Genomic DNA, 21,693 nt, shown 5'->3' on the forward strand with positions numbered 1-21,693 from the left:
TCACACGCAACACACAAAAAGTCGCGCCACTAATTGGTCGATCCCCAATCCGCAACGCAACCCACCAAAAACATCACAAATTAACTACTTCTACCAAAAAATTAAAACCCAATGAATCAAAAACCGCTGAAACCGGACAAACTGGTTTCAGCGGCTTTTCATTCTCCTGAAAAATCGAATATTCGGAATGTGAAAATGGTATAAGTAACGGAAGTTTAGGAAATACGGCTTGTGGATAACGAATAACGAAAGCGCTGTCGCCTAGAAAAATTCGGGAACGTCTGGAAAAGTTATGAACCTGTGGATAACTTTGGGGATAACTCAAAAAGTGGGTGAAGGCTTGTCATTACTCGTTTTTTCCCGGCGTGTCGCGAAATCTATAAACAGGTTGTGGATAACTAAAATCATGAAAATAAAAAATCCCTGGAAAACGTTGCTATGACGGGGTTCTTGCTGGTAGAATAAGGGAGAAGCTGAGTGGCGAAATGAAAATTGGTATAGGTTCGGCGCCATTAAAAGTGGGTTAGAAATGTAAGGGTTATCAACAAAAAGTGCCTGTGGATAACTTTGTGGATAAGTTAAATGGAGGAAGATTAGTTATGAACATCAAGTTCGTTGTGGTTGGTAAGTTGAAAGAGAAGTATTTTAAACAAGGTATCGCAGAGTATGCTAAACGCTTATCGCGGTTCTGCAAGTTTCAAATTGTAGAGGTGCCGGATGAGAAGGCGCCAGAATCGTTAAGTGACTCAGAGATGGCTCAGGTCATGGAAAAGGAAGGCCAACGCATCTTGGATAAGATCAAAGACCGCGAATACGTCTATGCGCTAGCTATCCTTGGGAAGGAACGTTCGTCTGAAGAGTTCGCTAAGGAGATCTCCCAGCTCACAACGTACGGTCACTCAGACATCACCTTTGTTATCGGTGGTTCCTTAGGGTTAGATCCGGCCGTGTTGAAACGCGCCAACACTCAGATTTCGTTTGGTCGGTTTACGCTACCGCACCAATTGATGCGATTGGTGTTGACGGAGCAGATTTATCGGGCGTTTATGATTAATGAGGGATCTCCGTATCATAAATAGAGCGGTTTTTGACTTAAAAACCGCTGAGTAAAATGATACGTAAGTCCGTATTATAAGTGAGGCGGACTAGCGTAATAAACGAGGCTGATCATCACCTTACAGCTCGTATAACTGCAATCCAATACCTCAAAGGAGGAGCCATGAATAAAGAAGCAATCTACCAATATTTAAAGTACCATGGCGTAAAATTTGAAGTCAATGAGCATCAAGCAGTTTTCAATATGGGAGAACTAGACGCTGTGGATTTGGCTTATCCTGAATGGGACGCCAAAAACCTATTTGTTCGAGATGATAAAAAACGGCATTACTATCTGATTTCGGTTAAAGGTGACAAAAGAGTTGATTTGAAGGCCTTCCGTAAGAAATACGGGTTACGGGCACTTTCCTTCGCGTCAGAGAATGACTTGCTAACCATTATGGGATTAACTCCCGGGTCTGTGACACCGCTTGGTCTTTTGAATGATGCAGACTGTAAGGTTCACTTTTATCTTGATGCTGAGTTTGTGGGCAATCTCATCGGCGTACATCCTAATGACAATACTGCCACAGTATGGTTGAAGGCTGACACGCTTGTTAAACTAATAAAAACGCATGGTAATGATGTCGATATCGTTGAACTAAATGGGTGAGATGTGGCATTGTTACTTAAATGATGCGGTTGAAACGTAAATGCTAGTAAACTAGTGAGATGAAATAAAGGAAGTCTTCAGATGATATTTACAATTGATCCGACGATTGACGGGGCCTTACTCGTCAGTGAAATCACCTTCAAAAACACGGCGCACAGCGATAGCCTTTGGCATGAACGGCTTGATCCGTTAATTGATGAAATCGCTAATCGTGACAATTTAGAGGCATTACGAGATAATCCCGCAATTCAAGCAACTAAAGCCGGCTATAAACACGTGGGTAAAGATCCAAGTCGTTACCGACCTTCAAGTGATAGCTTGTGGCGGCGGGTGATCAAAGGCAAAGGGCTATACGCGGTCAACACGCTAGTAGATTTGAATAATGAGTTATCATTGCGGCTGCATTTGCCACTAGGGAGTTACGACTTGGACCACCTTGTTGCGCCGCTCGCTTATACGGTGGCGCCGACTGGGGCAACCTACCCGGGAATCGGGAAGGCAGCGATTGATCTTGCCAATGGCTTGGTTTTAAAGGATGCTAACGGGTTCTTCGGTAGTCCAACGGCTGATTCGACACGGGCAATGATCACTGAAGACACCACGCACGCGTTAGTGATTGTCTATGCATTTGGCGAATTCGATGCACCCAAAATTCAAGCAATGGTTGCTGACAGTTGTCAGACCTATCTTGAAGATTGTACGGTCACTGAACAGTTTGTTGTGAAATAACTGGCTTGTGGTGCCGCTTCAATTTTCAGCTAACATCGTGGGACTGGTGATTGAAACATGAAGGTGTGCGGGCAAACTGCAAGGAAGCTAAATAACGCGATAAAACAAAAAACCAGATAACCATCGAGCAATAATTCGCTCAATGATCATCTGGTTTTTTAGTTTATTTACGATCCGCATCCAGCAACACAACCCCATCGTCAGGATTGTGGTCGATGGCGCCGACAACTTTGTGTGGGAGATAAGCTTCTTCAAGGTACGCAATCTCGTCAGGGGAGAGTGTTACGTCAAATGCACCCGCCGCATCGGTAAGATACTTTGATTTCGTCGCCCCGATGATTGGTGCGGCAACGCCCTTGGCCCATTCCCAAGCGATGCTGATTTGCGCCATGGTGGCGTGATGTTGTGCTGCCAGTTCCGCAACCCGTTGGGTGATCAGCAAATCAGTTGCTTTGGTGTGGTCGTATTTACCGGCTGCGACCCGGTCCGTGCGACTGCGCTTGGTATCCGTTGACCAGTTTGGGCGAGCTAAGCGGCCAGCAGCTAGCGGGCTGTATGGCATCAACGAGACACCCATTTGTTGACATAGGGGGATCAGTTCGCGCTCGTCTTCGCGATACAACAGGTTGTAATGATTTTCCATTGCTACAAAGGGGGCCCAACCGTGATCACGAGCTGCTAACTGCATATTGTAGAATTGGTAGCCATACATCGCAGAAGCGCCAAGTGCCCGGACTTTGCCGGCTGTCACGAGGTCGTTAAGTGCGGACATGGTTTCTTCAATTGGCGTATCGTAATCAAACCGGTGAATGATGTAGAGATCAAGATAGTCTGTTCCAAGCCGTTTCAAGGTCCCGTCAATTTCACGGTTGATTGCTGCTTTAGAAAGACGGCCAGGATTGAAATAGACTTTAGAAGCCAAGACGACCTTATCCCGGGTGGTTAGCCGTTTGATTGCTGCGCCTAGGTATTCTTCACTGGTACCAGCCGAATAAACGTTGGCAGTGTCAAAAAAATTGATGCCGAGGTCTAAAGCATGCTTGATAACGGTCTCACTTTGAGTCTTATCAAGTGTCCAATCGTGCATCGTGCCGGCCTGGCCAAAGCTCATGGCGCCGACGCAAAGTTTAGAAATGTTAATGTCTGTGTTGCCGAGTTGAGTATAGTTCATGGTTGATTCTCCTTGAATAACGCGTTGATGAATGGTCTGTCAGTTTAAATTCTGCTTACAATTAGTATTTTAGTGCAACTTTTTTGTTGTGTACAATACTTCAAAATATTCACTTTAATGCTTAAAAAGCATAGTAGACGTAAGCATCACATCACCGCACGATCCCCAGCCAAATACCGTTCCAGCTTATGGTCAATTACCTTCAACTGTTCCTGCTTGTCAGCAATCGCAGCAACGACTCGATCGCGTTGTTGACGCATCAATTCGATTCGTTCCGGTAAGCTATTGTCACCTTCACGGACTAAGGCGGTGTAATGCTGTAATTCAACAATCGACATACCAGCGGCCCGCAAATAGTGTAGGTTGACCATCCAATGCAAGTCTTCATCGTCAAAGAGTCGCTGATGAGTGGCATTGCGCTTTTCTGGTGGTAACAACCCACATTCTAGGTAATAGCGGACTGTCCGAATCGTGACGTCGGCGGCTTTTGCGAACTCACCGATACGCATTAAGTGATTAGTTGTCATTTTAGCTTGACCTCCCGTTACGTTAGGTTGATATAGTAGCTTCATCATAACAGAAAAGGAAGATGGGGACATGACGATTAAGACGCTAATTACCGGTGCGGATCGAGGAATGGGGTATGAATTGGCACTAGAAATTGGGTTGAAAGGGCAGTATATCTACGTTGGCTCTAGGAATCTAGCGCGTGGACAGGACGCGGCAACCCGACTTAAGGCTGCTGGGGTTCAAGCAGAAGCGGTGCAGTTAGATGTCACGGATCATGAATCGATTGTTGCTGCGAAATCAAAACTCAACCCACAGTTGGACATTCTCATCAATAACGCTGGCGTTGCGGTTGACCATGATACGAAACCTTCTGAGGTATCTATAAATGCCATTCGCCAAGATTTTGACGTGAATTATTTTGGCATGATGGACGTTACTCAGGTTTTCTTGCCACTCTTGAAGGCGGCCCCAGCTGGCCGGATTATTAACATCTCCAGTGCTGTTGGATCGCTGGCCCTCGCTAGTGATCCCGATACCAGTATCCATAAGCTCCAGGCGTCCGGTTATCAGGCCTCTAAAGCAGCGGTCAATATGTTCACGATTAAGCTCGCTGCAGAGTTTGAGGGGACGCCACTTACAGTCAACGCCGTCAATCCAGGGTGGGTTGATACTAGTTTCGGCGGTGGTGGCGGTAACCGGACCGTGCAGGTGGGAGTGGCACGTACAGTTGCGTTAGCGACCGCGACGACGTTGATTGATTCGGGGACGTTTTCAGATATTGATGGCATTGTGCCGTGGTAGTCAATCAAATAGTTAGCTAGATTTATAGTGATCTGTCAAAACTGCCATCAACAGTGTAATATCAAAGACTGACTCAAAAAAGAGGACACATAAATAGCGCATGCCTATCGCGGGCATGCGCTATTTATCGGCTTATTAACGTTTCAATACTTTAACCACAAGATCAATGGTTTGCGCAATCGTCGCATCATCAACCGCATCATTAGCCGTCTGCAAAACCAGCTGTGGCACGGTCGCAAAACTCGCCACGATGACCTCTGGTGCATCAATAAAGTCGGGCGAAGCGGCAATTTGTTGATACAACTTTACCAGTGATCCAGCAGCGGTTTGACCATAGGCGCGGGCTGCATCATCCAATAGCTCCTGATTCGTCCACAGTGCGGAAACGAAGTGGGCTTCTTTAGGATACTGCTGCGTCTGAGTGATTGAATAGCGCAACATTGCCCGGACCTGAGCTTCTAGGTCCGAACCGGCAGCCGCAATTGCGCCAGCGAGTCCTTTATGCAGATCATCTTTGACTTCCTCGTATAAGCGACTCAACAGGTCGGTCTTATCTTGATAGTAGAGGTAGATGGTTGCGGGACTAACACCGGCACGCTTGGCGACTTTGGCTGTAGTCAGGTTGGTGAAGCCATCTGCTTCGCACAACACGATGACGGCTTCTTTAATGGCTTTGATTTTATTTTCGTCTTTTGTTCTCATAGGCTAACCTTAACTGATTAATCAGTTTTCGTCAATCCAAGGTTGGATTTGGGCCATGCAGTAGTTCCACAGCATCAGCTCTTTAGCAGGGGAGTATTCCCGGGTTGCGGGCTGAATTTGCCGCTTTTTATTATCGAAGAATTTGCCACTAACGCCCTTTACTGCATCATCAGAGGCTAGGTAGACGTTGGTGACAGCGCCCTGTTCTGGGGTAGCAATGTGGAAGGTCTTGCCAATTCTGATAGCGACTTTATAAATCAGGTTGTCCCAAAAGCCATTGTCACTGTCTTGGCCGAAATTGGTCGTTGCCATCCCAGGGTGTGAAACGTTAACCGTCACGTTGGTGATGCCAGCCTGTTGCAGTTGAGCTGCCAGGTGTTGCGTGTTCCAGATGACAAATAACTTGCTGATGCCGTACCGCGTTTGGCCCGAGTCAACGTGTTCCAAGTTAAGGTCGTGCATATCAGGGCGTGCCATGCGGTGAGTGCCAGAGGACATATTGATGATCCGGCCGTCAGTTGATTTGCGTAACTGTGGTAATAATAATTCGGCCAGCAGCAGTGGCGCCATCACGTTCAACGCCATCGTGCCTTCGATTCCATCTACGGTTTCAAACCGCTTGGCATCGAGAACCGCACCGGCGTTGTTGATTAGAACGTCAAGGTGGTCAAACTGGGTGTTAAATTCAGTGACCATCTGTTTAATCGCCTTCATTGAGAAGAGGTCGGCAATCAAATAACTGACGTTTTGATTGCCGGTTGCGGCTTTGAGTTCAGCAACTACGCGTTGGGCTTTTTGTTCATTACGACCGTGGATAATCACTTGGTTGCCTTTGGCTGCGAGTTCTTGAGCGGTGATTTTTCCGATTCCGTCGGTGGCACCGGTAATTAACATAATTTTAGACATAGATTTACTCCTTATTTTTGAGTTGGGGAAAGTTGATTGAATTGGGTGATCTAACAGAACTAGGGAGGTGGTGTTAGATGATGGGATGTTGTTGCGTTAAGGTCCAACGTTGATCCGCGTCATCGCTGGCTGGTTGTAGAACCAGTCGATCATCAACGGTGCTTGAGGTGCTGGTGATGTACAGGTCACTACCGGCAAGTTGAATCGTGTAGGTGCCGTCATCTTGTCGGTTAAATTGCCAGTGTTGGTGCTTGTCGCCACCGATTGGGCGTTGTGCTAATTGGGTACCGGCAACGGGTTCACCAACCGGCGCAAAGGATTTTTGAGTATAAAGGTCCTTGAGGAGGTAGGTCTCCTCGTCAATTTTAATCATCTGCCAAGTGGTGCATTCCCAGTTTTGCGGCGTGTATTGAATGATTGGAACGCCATCAGCGATTCCAGCATCTTTTGGCCGAATAACTAGCCCAGATTTCACGTTTTTGATCATGTAAGCATCCGGCGTTTCAATTTTACGGTGATAATTTTTGATGAGTCGGTGGCCAAAGACGGCAGTCAAACCGGCAACGACAACGGCGTCGGCGATTAAAATGGTGCTTGCGTTCATTTGATTTTCTCCTATAACTGATTAGTTAGTCTTTTAAAACTTAAAATAAATGGCGAGTTAACGCTCACCGAATTAAGTAAAATTATTTAAGTCATTTATCAATGAATCAATAGTAACTGATTAGTCAGTTAAAAGCAACTCTTTTTTATTTGATTTCCAAAATGGATTCAATTTGACTAAACGAAAGCGATCGCAATAATTGATTAGCAACAGTGGCTGCTGTACCATAAATTTAATTTTAAAATTATCAAATAACGAATTGGAGGCTTCATCATGACAGCAAAGTTAGATGCACTTCAGGGTTTAGCACAGACGTGGTTCAAGACTGCTCAGCAGGGAATTATTCAAGCTGAACTTGATCGAAAGCGCGGCTATGGGAAACTAGCGGATGTTTTAGAGGGTGAAGCCAAAGAGGACTTTGAGGATGCCCAAACGATTGTTAAACGGTTGGTTGAACTGGGTTACACCCCACAACCAGCGACGGATGCGTTACCAATCTACACCGATATTAAGGAACAGCTTGAATCAACGTATCAGGGCTTTATCGGTGAAAACGAGGGTGCTTTGGATCGCTTAGCGGCGTTATTTGACGATGATTATACGACGCGCAAGATGATTCAAACCTTTATTGTTGAAGAAGCGGGGCATAAGCTGTGGCTTGAGAAGCACCTTGGTTTGATCAAGGATATCGGAATGGAAAATTATCTGATTGAGCAGATTGGGCAGGTTAATGATTAGTCAGTGTTTGTAAAACGAATTTAAGTCATGCGGAAGATCTCCTGAATGGGGATCTTTTTTGTTACGGTCGGTCGTGATAGATTACTAAAAAAGCCTGATCACCAAACGACCAGACTTTTTTTAAGCGATATTATTTGAAATGAAACGTATTATTTGCAGTATACACGCCACAGATAATGACAACGGCACCAATCAACTGAGCGCTACTGAAGGCTTCACCAAGTAACAAAATACCAGCCACAATTGACACAACGGTTGATACCCCAATGAACGAGGCAGTCTTATTCACACCGATTTTAGCGATGGCGTAATTTGATAAAAACAGGGCTAGTACTGAACTGCCGATTCCTTGATATAAGACGGCGATGGTGAAACGCTTGTTGGTTATTGGCAGGCTTAGTAAAGATTGGAGGTTACCGTGAATCAGCGCTTCACCAAGCGCCATGACGACAAAGACGATCGCACCAGCCGCCAGCATGATGTAGGTGATTTCGATACCAGTGTAAGCTTCGGCCTTTTCAACGTAGACGCTGTATAGCGCATAGGTGATGACCGCTAGAAATAAGAACAGGTAGCCAATGATCGACAGACTGGCGCTGGCACCGGCGGCAATCACGGTAATGATTACCCCAATTAAGGTGATCAAGATGCCGATTACTTGTTGGCGACTCGGGTAGTTGTGAAGAATCAATGCCGATGCAAGCAAGGCCGCCACTGGGATACAGGCTAGAAAGACCCCACTTTCCGAAGCCGTCGTGTGGCTGATGCCAAAGGTTTCGCCAATGAAGTAGAGGACTGGATCAAAAATGGCAACTAAGAGGAGCGGTCGAAGTTTTTTGCCTGCCAGATTGACGTGAATGACCCCGGCAACGATCAAGCCAGTCATCACGATAAAGGCAATTAAGAACCGCCAACCCAATAGTGCGATGGGACTAGCGCTATTGGTTGCTTGTTTCGTAAAGATGTAGCTTAGTCCATATAAGGTTTCGCAACCAAGCGCAGCCAAACTACCTAGGACGATGGTGCGAGTATGTTGATGTGCCATGTTGCGTCTCCGTTCTGTATAAGTAATAGGGTTAATTATAGCTTATTTGTGGTGATTCAAATAGGTTATTAATAGCCCAGATGGATGATCAGCGGTGCTACCGCCACCGCGCCAACTTCTGTCGCAACTGCGCTCGTACTACTTCTGGCAACTGCACCGCATTCACCCCATCACCCAGAAACAGCACCCAATCCGCATACATCGCCACGGCATCCGGATTCGCAACGTTAACCGTATCCTGTAACCGTGCTTGTTGCTGATACGGATCTAAAAACTGTAGCCGGCGACCAGGCTGGTGCCACCGGCGGAAGCGTTGAATGGCGGTGGTATCTAACGTGAGGTCAACGTTGAACGCAACGTCTCGGGTCCATTCGGCAATCGTCTGCTTCGTTAATGGTTTGGCATCGTCATCTGCCACAAGTTGGGTGATGTGGTCGACCCGAAACAACCGCTTGGCGTGACGGTCGCGGTCTAAGCCTTCTAAATACCACCGGGCTTGTCGCTGGTAGATATGTAGTAGGTAAACGTGGCGGGTAGTGACGGTGTTGTCCGGTTTCGTGTAATTGAAAGTTAAGTTAGGCGTGGTTGTTGCCAGTTCAATCAACGGTGCCAATTGATCTGGCGCATGATCGGTGAGTTCCAGTAGGTCGGGGTCATCGGGGTTGGTATTTTCAAATATCAGAATCTGTCGGAGGGCGAGGAGTTGAGCGCGTTGAGCTGGACTCGCTTGACTGAGGAGTTTTTCGACGATGGCCTGGCGACTCTTCAGGAAGGGGAGTTGGGTGTTCGTTGATGCCTGCATGGCTGTGAAGAGGGCGGCTAGTTCGGACTGATTGAACTGGACGTGGACTAACGTTTGATTGCGGAGCACGGCGTAACCGCCGCCGTGGCCTGGTTGGCTGGTGAGTGGCAAGCCTAAGGTTTCGATTTCTTGGAGGTCACGAATCGCCGTGGCGCGTGAGATATCAAACTCGGCTTGCAGGTCAGCAATCGTAAACCGTTCCCGATTGTTGATAAAGCGCATTTCGGTTTGGATGCGTAAACTTTTTTTCATGGTTTTCTCCCAAAGGTCTCAAGTAATGATACGTTTGCGACTTATGATAGCACTATCAACTAAAGGGAGCTAACAATTATGACTTTTTCGATTCAACACAAAACCGCATTTAACCTCATTGGCTTTGGCCGCACCGTTCAATATGGAACTGGTGATGACAAATTCACGCAAATCGTTCGCCAAAAAGCAGAATTGTGGGCGGATGCCGAGGCTGATGGCCGGTTGAAGCAACTGACCGACCTTGCGCCTGATTCTAAGCTATTCGCCATCAATGAAGCCTACCAAGACGAAATGTGGTACTACGCCGGTGTGCAATCCGATGCCGAAGCACCAGCTGGCGCACGGAGCATTGCCTTTCCGGATGCGCAGTACTTGGTGGTGGCTGGGACTGCGGCAACGCCAGGGGAATTGTTTGGTCGACTGGAAGGCGAGGCGTTTGGGCAAGTATTACCGAACAACGATAATTACGCCTACGTTGGTGGACCGAATGCGTCGGTTGAATTGAGTACGGATGCGGACGGGGTGCACGGTGAGTTGTGGATTCCGGTGCAAGCGAAGTAAATATCGACATTAGCATAAATTTATTAATAGCGATTTGAAGAATCAGCCATGACAATTAAGCGGCTGAAGTCTTTCAAATCGCTATTTTTAAGTTGATGATGAATTACCGCTTAATATATAAAACCGGAAAACGTGAGTATTTTTGCTTGGATTTAGAATCAACTTGCAGTATAGTTGTCGAGGTTGATCAGCCAGTTTAGGTTTTTATTATAAATAGCATGATTTTTAGTCATTAAATAGCAATGATAATGCGGAGGTCAACGATAATGAGCAGTTTAAACTATGATGTTTTGAATAATCGGCGCAACGGGGTGACCCGTGGCATCCCTGAAGACACGAAGGCCCTCCAGTGGGTGTCGAACACGTCGACTTTGATCTATGGCGACCAAGAGGCGGTGTTGGTTGATACGTACATGACGAAGGTTGCCAATCAAGAACTGATCGATTGGATCAAGGACCATCACGTGACTGTCAAATATATTTACCTGACGCACGCCCACGCCGATCACTTCTTCGGTGCCGGGATGGTCAAGGCGGCCTTTCCGGGTGCGCGGATCATTGGCACCCGCGCAACTGCTGATGGCATTCCTGCAGTTATGACGCCGGCCAACATCGCCGGGACGTGGGAACCACTATTTCCTGGTAGCCTGCCAAGCCCAATCGTTGGCGTTGATGATGTTGTGAGTGACCAATTTGAGTTGGAAGGACACCGCATCGAGATAATTCAAGACGGTTTTACGGACACCCACGATACCACCAGCTTATGGGTACCGGATATTAAGCTAGTTGTTGCGGGTGATGCCACTTACAACGGCATTCACGCCTACATGCAAGAAACCACTTTGGCTGCTCGGAATAACTGGATCAAGGCAAACGAGCACTTGAAGACGTTACAGCCACAGTTTGTGGTGGCGGGGCACAAGAACCCTGATAACGACGATAATCCGGCAATCTTAGATCAAACAATCAAATACATCAGTGACTTTAATCGGCTTGCTGCAGATGCTAAAACGGCCGAGGAACTTTATCAAAACATGTTGGCATTTTATCCAAATTACGTGAACACGGGTTCACTTTGGAGTAGTGCGCATGCGGTTATTCGAAATTAAATGGTTAATCAAATAAAGCGTGCTCTAGAATTTCATTGCTGAAATTCTAGAGCACGCTTTTTAAATTACGGTAATAATGCCGGCTTCACTATCACCTGCACCTTATCCGAAATCACCCGCATTTTCAACGGCAGGCGGTCACTCGGATCGCCATCAATCCGACTTTTTAGTCGGGCGGTGGGGCTGGTGATCGTGAGTTGACTGGTTGCAAAGTAGGTCATGCCGGGAAGCTTGCTGAAGTTACCGGTTAGAAAGTACGGCATCAGCAATAGGGTCCGTCGCCAGGTCATTTTGGGGGCGACAAAGACGTGGAAGAAGCCATCGTCCGGTTTGGCCTGCGGGGCGAAGTTCAAGAAGCCACCAACGGAATTGGTCATGGTCACCAGCAGAAAGGCGGTATTGCGCTCCCACGTGCCATCAGCGCTATCGATGGTGAGGTGCCAGTGTTGGTTCTTACTGAGGCTTCGCAGACCACGGGTGAGGAAAACGAACGGGCCGAAACGCTGTTTTTCCTTTTGGGAGACCGATACGGCGGCATTTGCCAGTACGCCGAGGGTCATGGTTGAGATCATGACTTGGTCGTTGACCATGCCGATGTCGAGGGGGTGTGGCTGACCTTCGAGGAGGTTGTCCAGAGCAGCATCCGCCGTTAGCGGAATATGGAGCACCCGGGCGAGGTTGTTGACGGTGCCCTGCGGAATGATGCCCAACTTTGGTGGCTTGCGACGTTTAACTAACCCAGCCGCGACTTCGTTAATCGTGCCATCTCCCCCAATGGCAACAGCAACGTCGGCTAGTGTGGTAAATGCTAAAGTGGTGGCGTCACCTGGCCGCGACGTTGGCTGCTTGTCGACTTGGTGACCCGCTGCTTTAATCCGTTGTGCGATTCGATCCGCCACCGCCGTTGCCCCATTGTGACCGGCGTGTGGGTTGAAAATCAAGGCGTATGATGTCATAACTTTGACCCCCCTATATCATTTGGCAATAGTGTAACATGTGGGGGTAGGAATGGGTGTTGGGAGGTACTGGGGTGGGGCGATTGGGTGAAAATGGGTTAGGAATTTTGGGGATATTTGTGGTGAGGCGAGGGAGAAGAGGCGCATAAAAAAGAAACCGCAACTCAATAGTTGAGTGCAGTTTCTTTTTTATGCCTATTACTTAATCTGCCGATCCGCAATCGCTTCAATATACCCTTTAGCAATCTGATCCAAGTGCTTATTCAACTTGGTGAAATCGGACTTGTTATCAATAAAGGCCGTCTCAATTAAACTGTAATCAATACCGCGTTTCCGCAAGACGTTGCAGTTATTTAGGTTGGTTCGGAAGCTATAACCTTGATAGGCCGGATTTAAGCCGATATATTTTTTAATCACACTCACTAAACGCCGATCACGAGCGGTTGGGGTCTTGCTATGAATAATCACGTGGCCACCATGACCGCCAGCGGCATCCAAGTGGAACATGATGACCTTGGTCTTCTTGTTGATGTCATATGAGCCTTTGTGGTAGGTCAGTGTGTCCTTGACGATGTCGTGACTTGGGTTGTAGAACGTAATTTTAACGTTCGAAACTTCAGCGGCATACTTTTTCAATTTTGGTAGCATCTTATTCCGGAGGTAAGTTGCTTCGGTCGTCCCGTTACCGCGAGCACCCGCGTCACCAGCACCGTGGCCCATGACCAGTAAATACTGCGTTTTGACCTTTGGCGCTGGCTTCGTTTGCAGATTTTGCCACCAGACCCAGCCCTTGACTGATTTGTTGGCGTTATAGATATAACGGTACTCGGCTTTTTTACCGTTAGTTTTAAGTAACGTGGCCTTTTCGGTTGAGTACCAAGTGGTATTCGGATAGTTGGCCAGATTATGACTGTAATTCTTTAGATACCGCGACGTATAGACGTTGCCCGTCGTTAAATTAAACTTGGTATAGTACTTGGTTGCCTTGTAGGTTTGAACCGATTCAACTTTGGCAGTTTGAATTTTTGAACTCACGGTCGTTGCGTTGGCAGTTGTTGCCACCGCACCTAACCCCAATAACCCACCTGCGAAACCCAAAATAAGTGTTCTTAACGAATGTCCCATAACGCGCCCCTACTTTCCACAGTCGTTGAAAAACTGTCGGTTAATTAAGTCGTCGGTCAAAGCAGACTGCGTTGATCGACTTATTATTAAATTAGCTCAATTTTATTACTATTTTTCATTAGTGTATAGGTCTCAGAGAAAAATAAGGGGCATCATTGCGAACGAGTGAATGCCGGGCGGTGATACTGGAATAACGGTTGAAATTTCACGTACTGGTTGAACGATACAGTTAGGTTTTAACGGAGAACATAACGTATATTGAAGGCGGCAGTCAACAATGTGAATATTCAAAAAAACGGCCAAACGACACACGACCTATTTTTCAATAGGTGCTATGTCATTTAGCCGTTTTTTGAAATTTGATTACTTACTTTCCTGATACAGTTCAATCAACCGTGCCCGCAACGCATCATCGTAAGCGGTCAGGTACAAACCGTATTTCCCACGCTTGATCAGCACGTTCAAGACGTTGGCGATGAAGGCCTTGTACTCGTCTTGCGTGAACTTGCGATCCTTACGTTTCTTGAAAATCTCCTTGTGGGAGTACTTTTCAGGAATAATCGTCATGGTGTCGGTGGCTTTATCATAGCCGAATGATGGGCCGATAATCATCCCCGCATAGTTCAGATCGAACCCTTGCAGCGTGTAAATCGTCCCAACTTGGGTGATCGAGCCTTCTCGCTTGGCCCAAGGCGTCCGTTGGGGGTCCCATTCGTCCCAAGGCAGGTTGAAGGTGTCCATTTCAACGTTGTGGCGGCCGTCGATCCGTGGGAAGCCAGAAGTGGCAATCACCCGGCTCATGCCGACTTCCTTGTTGCGCTTCTTGATGTTTTCAAACAAGTCACCGGCTTTGTCAAATACCTTAAACTCAAAGTCACTATTGTTCGGGAAGGGCTTCATTGGCTTTTCAGCGGTCAAATCATCCATCCAAGCGACTTGTTCGTTGCTGGCGACCATCCGGTACTGGAAGTTCATGCTGAACAGCTTGTAAGGGTGGCTACCAATGGTATCGAAGAGCAGCTTTTGGTCCCAGTACATCTTAGACTGGAACACTTGGTCGAAATCGTACACGACCACGACGACTTTAGCGAGATTCATCAAGTCAGTCAGTTGGTTTTCGCCACGATAATGAGCGTAAGGTTCCGACTTTGAGTAAAGTAGGTGCGCTTCGTCGACGAAGATCACGTCGTAGTGTTTGTGGTTCTTTTGCGCGAAGTTGATCAGTGACGTTGGTCGGCGGATAGCCATCACGTCCATGCCGGGAATGGCAGCGCCAATTTCACGGTATGCTTTGTAGAGTTCGGGGTGGTTAACCACCAGCGAAGTCTTGTAGCGCTTATCGGTCATGTATTGGCGAACCAATTCCATCAAGACGACTGATTTTCCAGTTCCAGCGGCGCCTTCGATGATGGCGACGGAGTGTTCTTTCCGGGTGAGGCCTTGGTTAATGTAGTCGTTAATGTTGGTGATCACAGCTTTTTGATCGTCGGACAGGTCGTCAACGAAGAACTGCTTTTTGAGGATCTTGTTCATTTCTTTCATTAGATAAAAACTCCTAGGTTGTAAGTTAGCAAGCGATAGTCATTTTAGCACAGTTCAGGGCGGAGAAACCATTTCGGGTGAAAAATGATTGGGGATTCTCATTGGTGATGGTTCGTTTGAAAGCACAAGAAAAAGACGGCAATCAGGCCGATAATGACTGATTGGCGTCTTTTTTAAGCTGTTTGTAGATAGCTAGCAAACTAGTTACTTTAATAAGAAACCTTGTTGATGTAAGGCGGATAGAATCTCATGCCGCTTTCTAGGCGAAGTAGTTGCCGATTTCGTTAGGAGGTTAGTGAAGGTCTCCTCCCGGGCATTGGACGACCGATTGGCGTAGTAGTCGCGAATCGTCAGATCGTAATCGCTGATAGCAGCCACCGCTGCTTCTGGTGAATAGCTGTCAGTGAAGTGCATCATCGATTGTGGCATCCGTGGTTTCGGTTGCGTTGCCTGATCAGGATACCCCACCATAACGCCGAGAACTGGGAAGGTGTATTTTGGCAACTTCAACAGCTCAATTAGAGCCAGTGGATCGTTTAAAATACTGCCCAGCACTACTGTTCCTAAGCCGAGATTTTCGGCCGCATTTACCAAATTCTGCACCGCTAAAATGGCATCGGAAGCCGCCTGCATGAACTTATCAGCTGACCCTAACTCACTTACGTCATCGGCCTGCGCCAACGTTGCTGCGCGGTACTGATCGATAACGAAGATGAACAGGTGCCCGTTACCATTAACGTAGGGCTGGCCACTGATCTCAGCGACTTGTTGGCGAATCGCGGGATCTTGAATGCTGATCACGCTAAACGACTGCAAAAAGTGCGAGGTTGCGGTGTGTTGCGCAACTTGAATCAGTTCTGACAGGGTGGTTTCCGGAATGGGCTGATCCTTGAAGTGGCGGACGGAACGGTGGTTAAGTTGGGTGGTGAGTTGCGTATCCATGTGATGACCTCCAGTTGATTGTGATTAGGGTCATCATAGCACGTTTTATCCGGAATTATAAAGCGATTTCATCTCGATGATTAATGGTCTGGTTGCTGTAACGGGTAATGATTAGTGACTTGTCCAGAGCCAGGATAGAAGATACTAAAGCTGCCCGTGAACATAAAGCTCAGGTAAATCGGTCAAAAACTGCTGACGAACAGCATCAGTTGTAATGTTAGCTTCCCCAAAGTGAATCCAATTCGTGTTAGCGGGGGCGATGCCAATATCTGCAAATACGCGGTTGATCAGATTACCTTGAATCGGGTTACCAGAAGTTGTCAGTAAATCGTTTTTGGTAATCGTTGCGGTTGTAATCACGGTTGCCTGATTAATGTAAGTCAGTAAGCCACGCCATTCAGGATCCTCTTCGTACGCAAACCCCTTCAACATCACTTTGTCAAAGAAGCCCTTCAATTCAGCAGGAACCTGGTGCCACCAAATTGGGGCGATGAATAGGAGTTCGTCAGATTGGGCAATCAAGTGTTGGTAGTGTTTAACGAGCTCGTAAGGTGTTTCACCGCGACTAAACAGCCGCAACTCTTCTTTCGAGTATCGGGGGTTAAAGTCGTCCTTGTAGAGGTCGATTACCTGATAAGCCTGCTGCGTTTGGTCAAAGTAAGTGGTCAGCTTGGTCAAAATCGCATGATTGAAACTTTTTTCGTAAGGGTGAGCATAAATAATGGTCTTCATGAGAAGAACCTCCTTTGGTTTACTGAAATTTAGTGTATGGTATACTAAATCGGCAAACAAGTACGGTAATGAAAGTGCGGTACTCACCCAAAGGAGAGTGTAAGATGCCTGATATTGACTATATTAAGGATAATCAGCTCAAGGATACGGGCTTCGCGTATACGCTACGGTTGATTGGCGGGAAGTATAAGATGCAGACCCTTTACGCCTTGGCCCTCAACCATGGTCCGATTCGTTATAATGCGTTAAAGCGCGTCTTGACGCCCATTTCGTTTAAGACGCTGACCAATACGTTGCGAGAGCTGGAAGCGGATGGCCTGATTCTGCGAAAAGAATATCCCCAGATTCCACCCAAGGTCGAGTATAGTTTGACGGCGTGCGGACAGTCGTTGATTCCCGTGATGGATTTGATTTGTACGTGGGGGGAGACGCAGATGGGGATGCGTGAAAGTTAGTGATATGCAAAAAAATACCGTGGCCTTCAATTTTGAAAGCCACGGTATTTGACGTTATTGTTTGAATTTAAACGATCTACTACTTCACCGGTTCCGTCACCGGATCAGTCGCCACCAAGCCACCCGCAACGTTGTCGAGGTTTGGCTTGTCGGCTGTAACGATTAATTGTTCGTTAGTGAAGGCCATTTCGCCGATGTGGCTCATTTCACGGCCGTAGCCGGAGAGTTTCACACCACCGAATGGTAATTCTGGTAAGGTCACCATGAAGTTGTTAACGAAGACCATCCCAGTTTCGATTTGGGCTGCAACTTCAGTGCCGTGATCAGGGTCGCCGGCGAAGACGATGCCGCCTAAACCGTATGGGTTGTCGTTAGCCAATTGAATGGCTTCGGCTTCAGAGTGCACCTTGTAGACAGCCGCAACTGGGCCAAACATTTCTTGCGCGTAGGCTGGATTGTTGCGGTCGATGTCGGTCAAAATGGTTGGCATGAAGAATTGACCTGGTAAGTCAATTGGTTCGTTACCGTAAACTACGTTGGCGCCGGCAGCGATGGCGTCGTCGAGTTGCTTCTGGAGTTTTTCCTTAGCACGCTTGGTGTTCATTGGCGCAAGGGAAGTGTTTGGATCCAGTGGGTCGCCAGGAACGACCTTGCTGAACTTCTCCTTCAACGCGTCCACAAATTCATCGTAGACGTTATCCAGCACGATAAACCGCTTGGATGACGTGCAGACTTGGCCGGTGTTATAGAGCCGTGCCCGCCATGCGATGTCGATCACGTCGTCCATGTTGGCGTCGTCGAGCACGATGAATGGATCCATTCCACCAAGTTCCATGGTGTTCTTTTTCAAATTCTTCCCAGCAGCTTGGGCCACAGCAGTCCCACCACGTTCGGAACCGGTCAACGCCACGCCCTGAACCCGAGGATCTTCGATGGCTTCTGTAACTTGGTCGTATGACAAGAAGAGGTTGGTCAACGCGCCCTTAGGTGCACCGGCTTCAAGCACCACGTCAGCGAACATTTGCGCTGAGGTTGGTGTGTTAGCGGCGTGCTTAAGAATCATTGGATTCCCAACGATGTAGTTTGGTGCGAAGACCCGCATGATTTGGTAGTATGGGAAGTTCCATGGTTCTACCATCATCACGACGCCGGTTGCGGAATGGCGAATCTGGGCGTGACCAGTGGCAATCGTGTCTAGGACTTCTGGGGTCAAAATTTCTTCGCCGTGATCAGCGAACCAGTCGGCAATCATGGCACAGAGTTCCACTTCACCTTCGGATTCACGGAGCAACTTCCCCATATCAATGGTACAAGCGCGGGCGAGTTCATCAGCATGTTCACGTAGTTTAGCTGCAACGTTGTGTAAGATCTTTGCGCGTTCGGCAACGGGTTGGTGACGCATGGTCTTATAAAGATCGTGACCAACCGTTAACGCTTCGCGGAGTTCTTCATCGGTTGCGTAAGGATATTCTTTAACGACTTCGTTATTGTACGGATTAATAGTTGCATAGGCCATAGTATGATCCTCCTAATCAGTTTATCAACGATATCAAGATTGATGGTGCTCGATGTCTAAGCTAGCTAGCGATGCGTATCTCATCACATTGGTGTTATAGCCGGTGTCGATGGGACTATATTGGTAGGATAACTGGTTTTGTATGCGGTTACAATTATTTTGATTGTGATGTTAAATACATACGGCGGCTTAACCGCATCATGCAGATTAAGTTAAGGCACCATCAGTACTTAAGGTTAATTTACGGGCGCGAACCGTTGACGATAACCGGAAAGTTTGTTTAACTTGTGAGGTGAAGTGTCACTTTTTAGGACATTAATGGAAAGAATGTTTAATTTGAACGCCTTATTAAGAATTTTTATCATATAATAGTTGAAGAGCGATTAACTGCTAACCAGATACCGCTGATTCATGAGCGGGGTGTGGCGCGAGAAGTCGATGGCGGCGTTAAACCGCGTTGGCTGGGTGACCGTGGGCCGGTTACGTTGTTCAAATGAACCAACGTTTGTATAACCCACGGTCGGTTTGGATAAAGAGGAGTATACCAAATTGATATGGATCGATTATTTTAGAGAAATGTTTTTCGTGGTGATTGGTACCCTGGGATTTGCGACGGTCAATACGCAGATTGCTTTGGGCACCCAACGCCAGGTTCGGGTGAAGCGCGACCTTAATTTAACCCGACAAGTCATACCGCAGATTGTCTATATCTGCATTGTACTGGTTCTGCTGCGCGTGTTGGAACTGAATGCGACGTTATCGCAGAGCTGGGTGTTATTGAATTTACAATTGGTCGTGTTATTGTCTGCTAGTATGCTGGTGGATACGTTTGGTAGTTTCCTGCTGATTCAGGTCGTGGGGGCGTTGTTATTTGCGACAACCAACGCCCTAACGTTAAAAATCGTGCCGTTTTACTTTTTATCCTTTTTGCTGATTTACAGTATGCACTGGTATGGCGAGGTCCTTAATCGCCATCCAAGTTTACTGATCGTGCCACCGATGATCGTGGGGGCTATTTACTGGACCGTGATCGGCATGTACTACCAACCACGGGCAACGGTGATGCAGATCGTGGTGAACTACGTGGGGTTCGTTTGGGCCTACCTCGCGTTCGTCGATTACGACCAGTACCAGCAAAAGGATCAGCGGATCGTCGCGAAGTTGACCCGGGAGGTGCAGTATGACGCATTAACGCAGGCCCGGAACTGGGGCACATTCCAGTCCGACCTCAACGACAACTTCGCGCGTCAAACGGAGCGGCCGGCACTGATTGTCTTTGACATTGACTATTTCAAGGCCATTAACGATACGTACGGCCACTTAACCGGTAACCAAGTCCTGATCACGTTATCGGGTCAAATGATGCAGTTCTTACAGTCGAAAAATACCGACTATCAGTTCTACCGTACCGGTGGTGAAGAGTTCGCCATCGTGATGCCGGATACCACGATCGAACAGGCGACTGAAGTTGTTAAAGCGTGTCAGCAACTGGTTCGCCAGATGGTGATCCTCACCAGTAAGGGCGATGCGGTTCACATTACTTGTTCCTTTGGCGTAACGTTGGCCCAGGCGACGGATCCTAATCCGACAGCGCAGTTTAAACGCGCGGATCACTATTTGTATCAGGCTAAACGTGAAGGTCGGGACTGTACCTCGGTTGAGGGGACCGTTTTGGCGGAGTAACTTAATTTTGAATGATCATTGGCGCAATGGCTTTTTAGTCGTTGCGCTTTTTTAGAAAGTTTGACGAGTTCATAGCTGAGTGCATGCGCCCAAAACGGTCTTCCTATATGCGGTCACCAGCCGACAATTCCTAATTCGGCTGCCGTGAAACTGACGGTGGCGTGGTGTACTATAGTCTTATGGCATAAAATTTTGAAGAGCGAGGTAATGACATGGAAACGACACAATTAAGCAACGGCGTGACCATCCCCATGTTGGGATTTGGCACTTATTTAATCGACAGTAAGGACGTCCCTGCAGCAATCAAGACGGCGCTGGATGCGGGTTACCGGCATCTTGACTGCGCCCATATTTATGGCAATGAACCCGCCGTTGGTGCGGCAATCAAGGCTTCTGGGATCGATCGTTCCGACCTGTTTATCACATCGAAGGTCTGGAATGCCGATCAGGGCTACGACAAGACGTTAGCAGCCTTTGACAAGACGTTGACCGACTTACAGTTAGACTATCTGGATCTCTACTTGATCCACTGGCCAAACGAGGACAACTTCGACCTGACGCTGGACACTTGGCGTGCACTGGAAACCCTCTATCAACAAAAGAAGGTTCGGGCCATTGGGGTCTCCAACTTCTCTGAAGACCAATTGGAAAAGGTATTTGCGATGGCCAAGGTTAAGCCGATGGTCAACCAGATCGAACGCCACCCCTACAAGGTCCAGGCTAAACTGGGTAAATTTGACACGGACAACGGCATCGTCAATGAAGGCTACTCTCCAATTGGCCACGGCCACTTGATCCTCGAAGACCCAGTCATTACCAAGTTAGCTGATAAATACGGCAAGTCACCAGCCCAAATCGTCTTGCGTTGGCAAGTCGACACCGGTTTCGTGGTCTTCCCGAAGTCATCGAAGCCAGCTCGGGTACGAGAGAACTTTGAAATCACTGGGTTCAACCTGACCGCAGCCGAAATTGCTGAAATTAACGCTTTGGATCAAGATAAACATTTGAATTACGACTAATAGAGAGCGGGACAAAACTCGTTTAGGTCCCAGAAGATAAGAGAATAGGCCCGTGGATTCCTGGTTTGGGAATCTATGGGCCTAT

The 21,693-nt window shown here is 47.5% G+C and carries 23 protein-coding genes; 10 read left to right on the forward strand and 13 right to left on the reverse strand.

Annotation, left to right across the window (positions count from 1 at the left end; all coding sequences use genetic code 11):
• The first annotated feature begins 599 nt into the window (after nt 1-599).
• The 3 genes from rlmH (at nt 600) to ACYVR3_RS09845 (ending at nt 2,437) form a co-directional block, all read left to right on the forward strand.
• Nucleotides 600-1,079, forward strand: coding sequence for a 23S rRNA (pseudouridine(1915)-N(3))-methyltransferase RlmH (rlmH, locus tag ACYVR3_RS09835; protein ID WP_054735519.1), 480 nt, complete (start codon nt 600-602; stop codon nt 1,077-1,079).
• Between the two features lie 140 nt (nt 1,080-1,219).
• Complete coding sequence (locus tag ACYVR3_RS09840; RefSeq protein WP_461244099.1) at nt 1,220-1,708, forward strand: prolyl-tRNA synthetase associated domain-containing protein; 489 nt, start codon at nt 1,220-1,222, stop codon at nt 1,706-1,708.
• Nucleotides 1,709-1,789: 81 nt separating this feature from the next.
• Nucleotides 1,790-2,437, forward strand: coding sequence for a B3/B4 domain-containing protein (locus ACYVR3_RS09845; RefSeq protein ID WP_461244100.1), 648 nt, complete (start codon nt 1,790-1,792; stop codon nt 2,435-2,437).
• A 163-nt stretch (nt 2,438-2,600) separates the two neighbouring features.
• On the opposite strand, the gene ACYVR3_RS09850 is transcribed toward ACYVR3_RS09845, so the two are convergent.
• Together ACYVR3_RS09850 and ACYVR3_RS09855 are read right to left on the reverse strand one after the other, a co-directional pair.
• The gene (locus ACYVR3_RS09850) at nt 2,601-3,608 is read right to left on the reverse strand and encodes an aldo/keto reductase (protein ID WP_461244101.1); all 1,008 of its coding nucleotides are present in this window, start codon (nt 3,606-3,608) and stop codon (nt 2,601-2,603) included.
• A gap of 146 nt (nt 3,609-3,754) precedes the next feature.
• Nucleotides 3,755-4,135: a MerR family transcriptional regulator gene (locus ACYVR3_RS09855; protein ID WP_461244102.1), complete on the reverse strand. Its 381-nt coding sequence runs from the start codon at nt 4,133-4,135 to the stop codon at nt 3,755-3,757.
• A gap of 70 nt (nt 4,136-4,205) precedes the next feature.
• Here ACYVR3_RS09855 and ACYVR3_RS09860 point away from each other — a divergent pair, with 70 nt between their 5' ends.
• The gene (locus tag ACYVR3_RS09860; protein WP_461244103.1) at nt 4,206-4,919 is read left to right on the forward strand and encodes an SDR family NAD(P)-dependent oxidoreductase; all 714 of its coding nucleotides are present in this window, start codon (nt 4,206-4,208) and stop codon (nt 4,917-4,919) included.
• Between the two features lie 135 nt (nt 4,920-5,054).
• Here the strand turns inward: ACYVR3_RS09860 and ACYVR3_RS09865 are convergent, their stop codons facing one another.
• The 3 genes from ACYVR3_RS09865 to ACYVR3_RS09875 all read right to left on the reverse strand — a co-directional run bounded on the left by ACYVR3_RS09865 (nt 5,055) and on the right by ACYVR3_RS09875 (nt 7,131).
• A complete protein-coding gene (locus ACYVR3_RS09865) occupies nt 5,055-5,621 on the reverse strand; it encodes a TetR/AcrR family transcriptional regulator (protein ID WP_461244104.1) in 567 nt (188 codons plus the stop codon).
• A gap of 21 nt (nt 5,622-5,642) precedes the next feature.
• Nucleotides 5,643-6,527: an SDR family NAD(P)-dependent oxidoreductase gene (locus ACYVR3_RS09870; protein WP_461244105.1), complete on the reverse strand. Its 885-nt coding sequence runs from the start codon at nt 6,525-6,527 to the stop codon at nt 5,643-5,645.
• A gap of 73 nt (nt 6,528-6,600) precedes the next feature.
• A complete protein-coding gene (locus ACYVR3_RS09875; RefSeq protein WP_461244106.1) occupies nt 6,601-7,131 on the reverse strand; it encodes an RICIN domain-containing protein in 531 nt (176 codons plus the stop codon).
• 273 nt (nt 7,132-7,404) lie between these two features.
• Here ACYVR3_RS09875 and ACYVR3_RS09880 point away from each other — a divergent pair, with 273 nt between their 5' ends.
• Nucleotides 7,405-7,869: a ferritin-like domain-containing protein gene (locus ACYVR3_RS09880; RefSeq protein ID WP_461244107.1), complete on the forward strand. Its 465-nt coding sequence runs from the start codon at nt 7,405-7,407 to the stop codon at nt 7,867-7,869.
• 130 nt (nt 7,870-7,999) lie between these two features.
• Here ACYVR3_RS09880 and ACYVR3_RS09885 read toward each other — a convergent pair whose 3' ends face one another.
• Both ACYVR3_RS09885 and ACYVR3_RS09890 read right to left on the reverse strand, forming a co-directional pair.
• Nucleotides 8,000-8,914, reverse strand: coding sequence for a DMT family transporter (locus tag ACYVR3_RS09885; RefSeq protein ID WP_461244108.1), 915 nt, complete (start codon nt 8,912-8,914; stop codon nt 8,000-8,002).
• 97 nt (nt 8,915-9,011) lie between these two features.
• Nucleotides 9,012-9,968 (reverse strand): helix-turn-helix transcriptional regulator, encoded by a 957-nt coding sequence (locus ACYVR3_RS09890; protein ID WP_461244109.1) that lies wholly within the window; start codon nt 9,966-9,968, stop codon nt 9,012-9,014.
• Between the two features lie 78 nt (nt 9,969-10,046).
• Between ACYVR3_RS09890 and ACYVR3_RS09895 the strand changes: the two genes are divergently transcribed.
• Both ACYVR3_RS09895 and ACYVR3_RS09900 read left to right on the forward strand, forming a co-directional pair.
• Nucleotides 10,047-10,529 (forward strand): GyrI-like domain-containing protein, encoded by a 483-nt coding sequence (locus tag ACYVR3_RS09895; protein WP_461244110.1) that lies wholly within the window; start codon nt 10,047-10,049, stop codon nt 10,527-10,529.
• A 266-nt stretch (nt 10,530-10,795) separates the two neighbouring features.
• Nucleotides 10,796-11,638 (forward strand): MBL fold metallo-hydrolase, encoded by an 843-nt coding sequence (locus tag ACYVR3_RS09900; protein ID WP_461244111.1) that lies wholly within the window; start codon nt 10,796-10,798, stop codon nt 11,636-11,638.
• A gap of 65 nt (nt 11,639-11,703) precedes the next feature.
• Here ACYVR3_RS09900 and ACYVR3_RS09905 read toward each other — a convergent pair whose 3' ends face one another.
• The 5 genes from ACYVR3_RS09905 to ACYVR3_RS09925 form a co-directional block, all read right to left on the reverse strand.
• Nucleotides 11,704-12,594: a diacylglycerol/lipid kinase family protein gene (locus tag ACYVR3_RS09905; RefSeq protein ID WP_461244112.1), complete on the reverse strand. Its 891-nt coding sequence runs from the start codon at nt 12,592-12,594 to the stop codon at nt 11,704-11,706.
• A 198-nt stretch (nt 12,595-12,792) separates the two neighbouring features.
• On the reverse strand, nt 12,793-13,719 hold the full coding sequence (locus tag ACYVR3_RS09910) for an N-acetylmuramoyl-L-alanine amidase (RefSeq protein WP_461244113.1): 927 nt from the start codon (nt 13,717-13,719) through the stop codon (nt 12,793-12,795).
• A gap of 363 nt (nt 13,720-14,082) precedes the next feature.
• Nucleotides 14,083-15,252: a DUF2075 domain-containing protein gene (locus ACYVR3_RS09915; protein ID WP_054735199.1), complete on the reverse strand. Its 1,170-nt coding sequence runs from the start codon at nt 15,250-15,252 to the stop codon at nt 14,083-14,085.
• A 213-nt stretch (nt 15,253-15,465) separates the two neighbouring features.
• Nucleotides 15,466-16,203 carry an NADPH-dependent oxidoreductase gene (locus ACYVR3_RS09920; protein WP_461244114.1) on the reverse strand — a complete coding sequence of 246 codons (738 nt, stop codon included), beginning with the start codon at nt 16,201-16,203 and terminating at the stop codon, nt 15,466-15,468.
• Between the two features lie 144 nt (nt 16,204-16,347).
• Nucleotides 16,348-16,935: an NAD(P)H-dependent oxidoreductase gene (locus ACYVR3_RS09925; protein WP_461244115.1), complete on the reverse strand. Its 588-nt coding sequence runs from the start codon at nt 16,933-16,935 to the stop codon at nt 16,348-16,350.
• A gap of 104 nt (nt 16,936-17,039) precedes the next feature.
• Here ACYVR3_RS09925 and ACYVR3_RS09930 point away from each other — a divergent pair, with 104 nt between their 5' ends.
• Entirely contained in the window at nt 17,040-17,390 is a 351-nt protein-coding gene (locus ACYVR3_RS09930; protein ID WP_461244116.1) for a winged helix-turn-helix transcriptional regulator, read from the forward strand.
• A gap of 79 nt (nt 17,391-17,469) precedes the next feature.
• Here the strand turns inward: ACYVR3_RS09930 and ACYVR3_RS09935 are convergent, their stop codons facing one another.
• Entirely contained in the window at nt 17,470-18,906 is a 1,437-nt protein-coding gene (locus ACYVR3_RS09935; protein WP_461244117.1) for an NAD-dependent succinate-semialdehyde dehydrogenase, read from the reverse strand.
• 549 nt (nt 18,907-19,455) lie between these two features.
• Between ACYVR3_RS09935 and ACYVR3_RS09940 the strand changes: the two genes are divergently transcribed.
• Nucleotides 19,456-20,589, forward strand: a complete 1,134-nt coding sequence (locus ACYVR3_RS09940) for a GGDEF domain-containing protein (protein ID WP_461244118.1) — start codon at nt 19,456-19,458, stop codon at nt 20,587-20,589.
• 212 nt (nt 20,590-20,801) lie between these two features.
• Complete coding sequence (locus ACYVR3_RS09945) at nt 20,802-21,608, forward strand: aldo/keto reductase (RefSeq protein ID WP_461244119.1); 807 nt, start codon at nt 20,802-20,804, stop codon at nt 21,606-21,608.
• Nucleotides 21,609-21,693: the final 85 nt, after the last annotated feature.

The sequence above is a fragment of the Secundilactobacillus muriivasis genome, assembly GCF_054785195.1.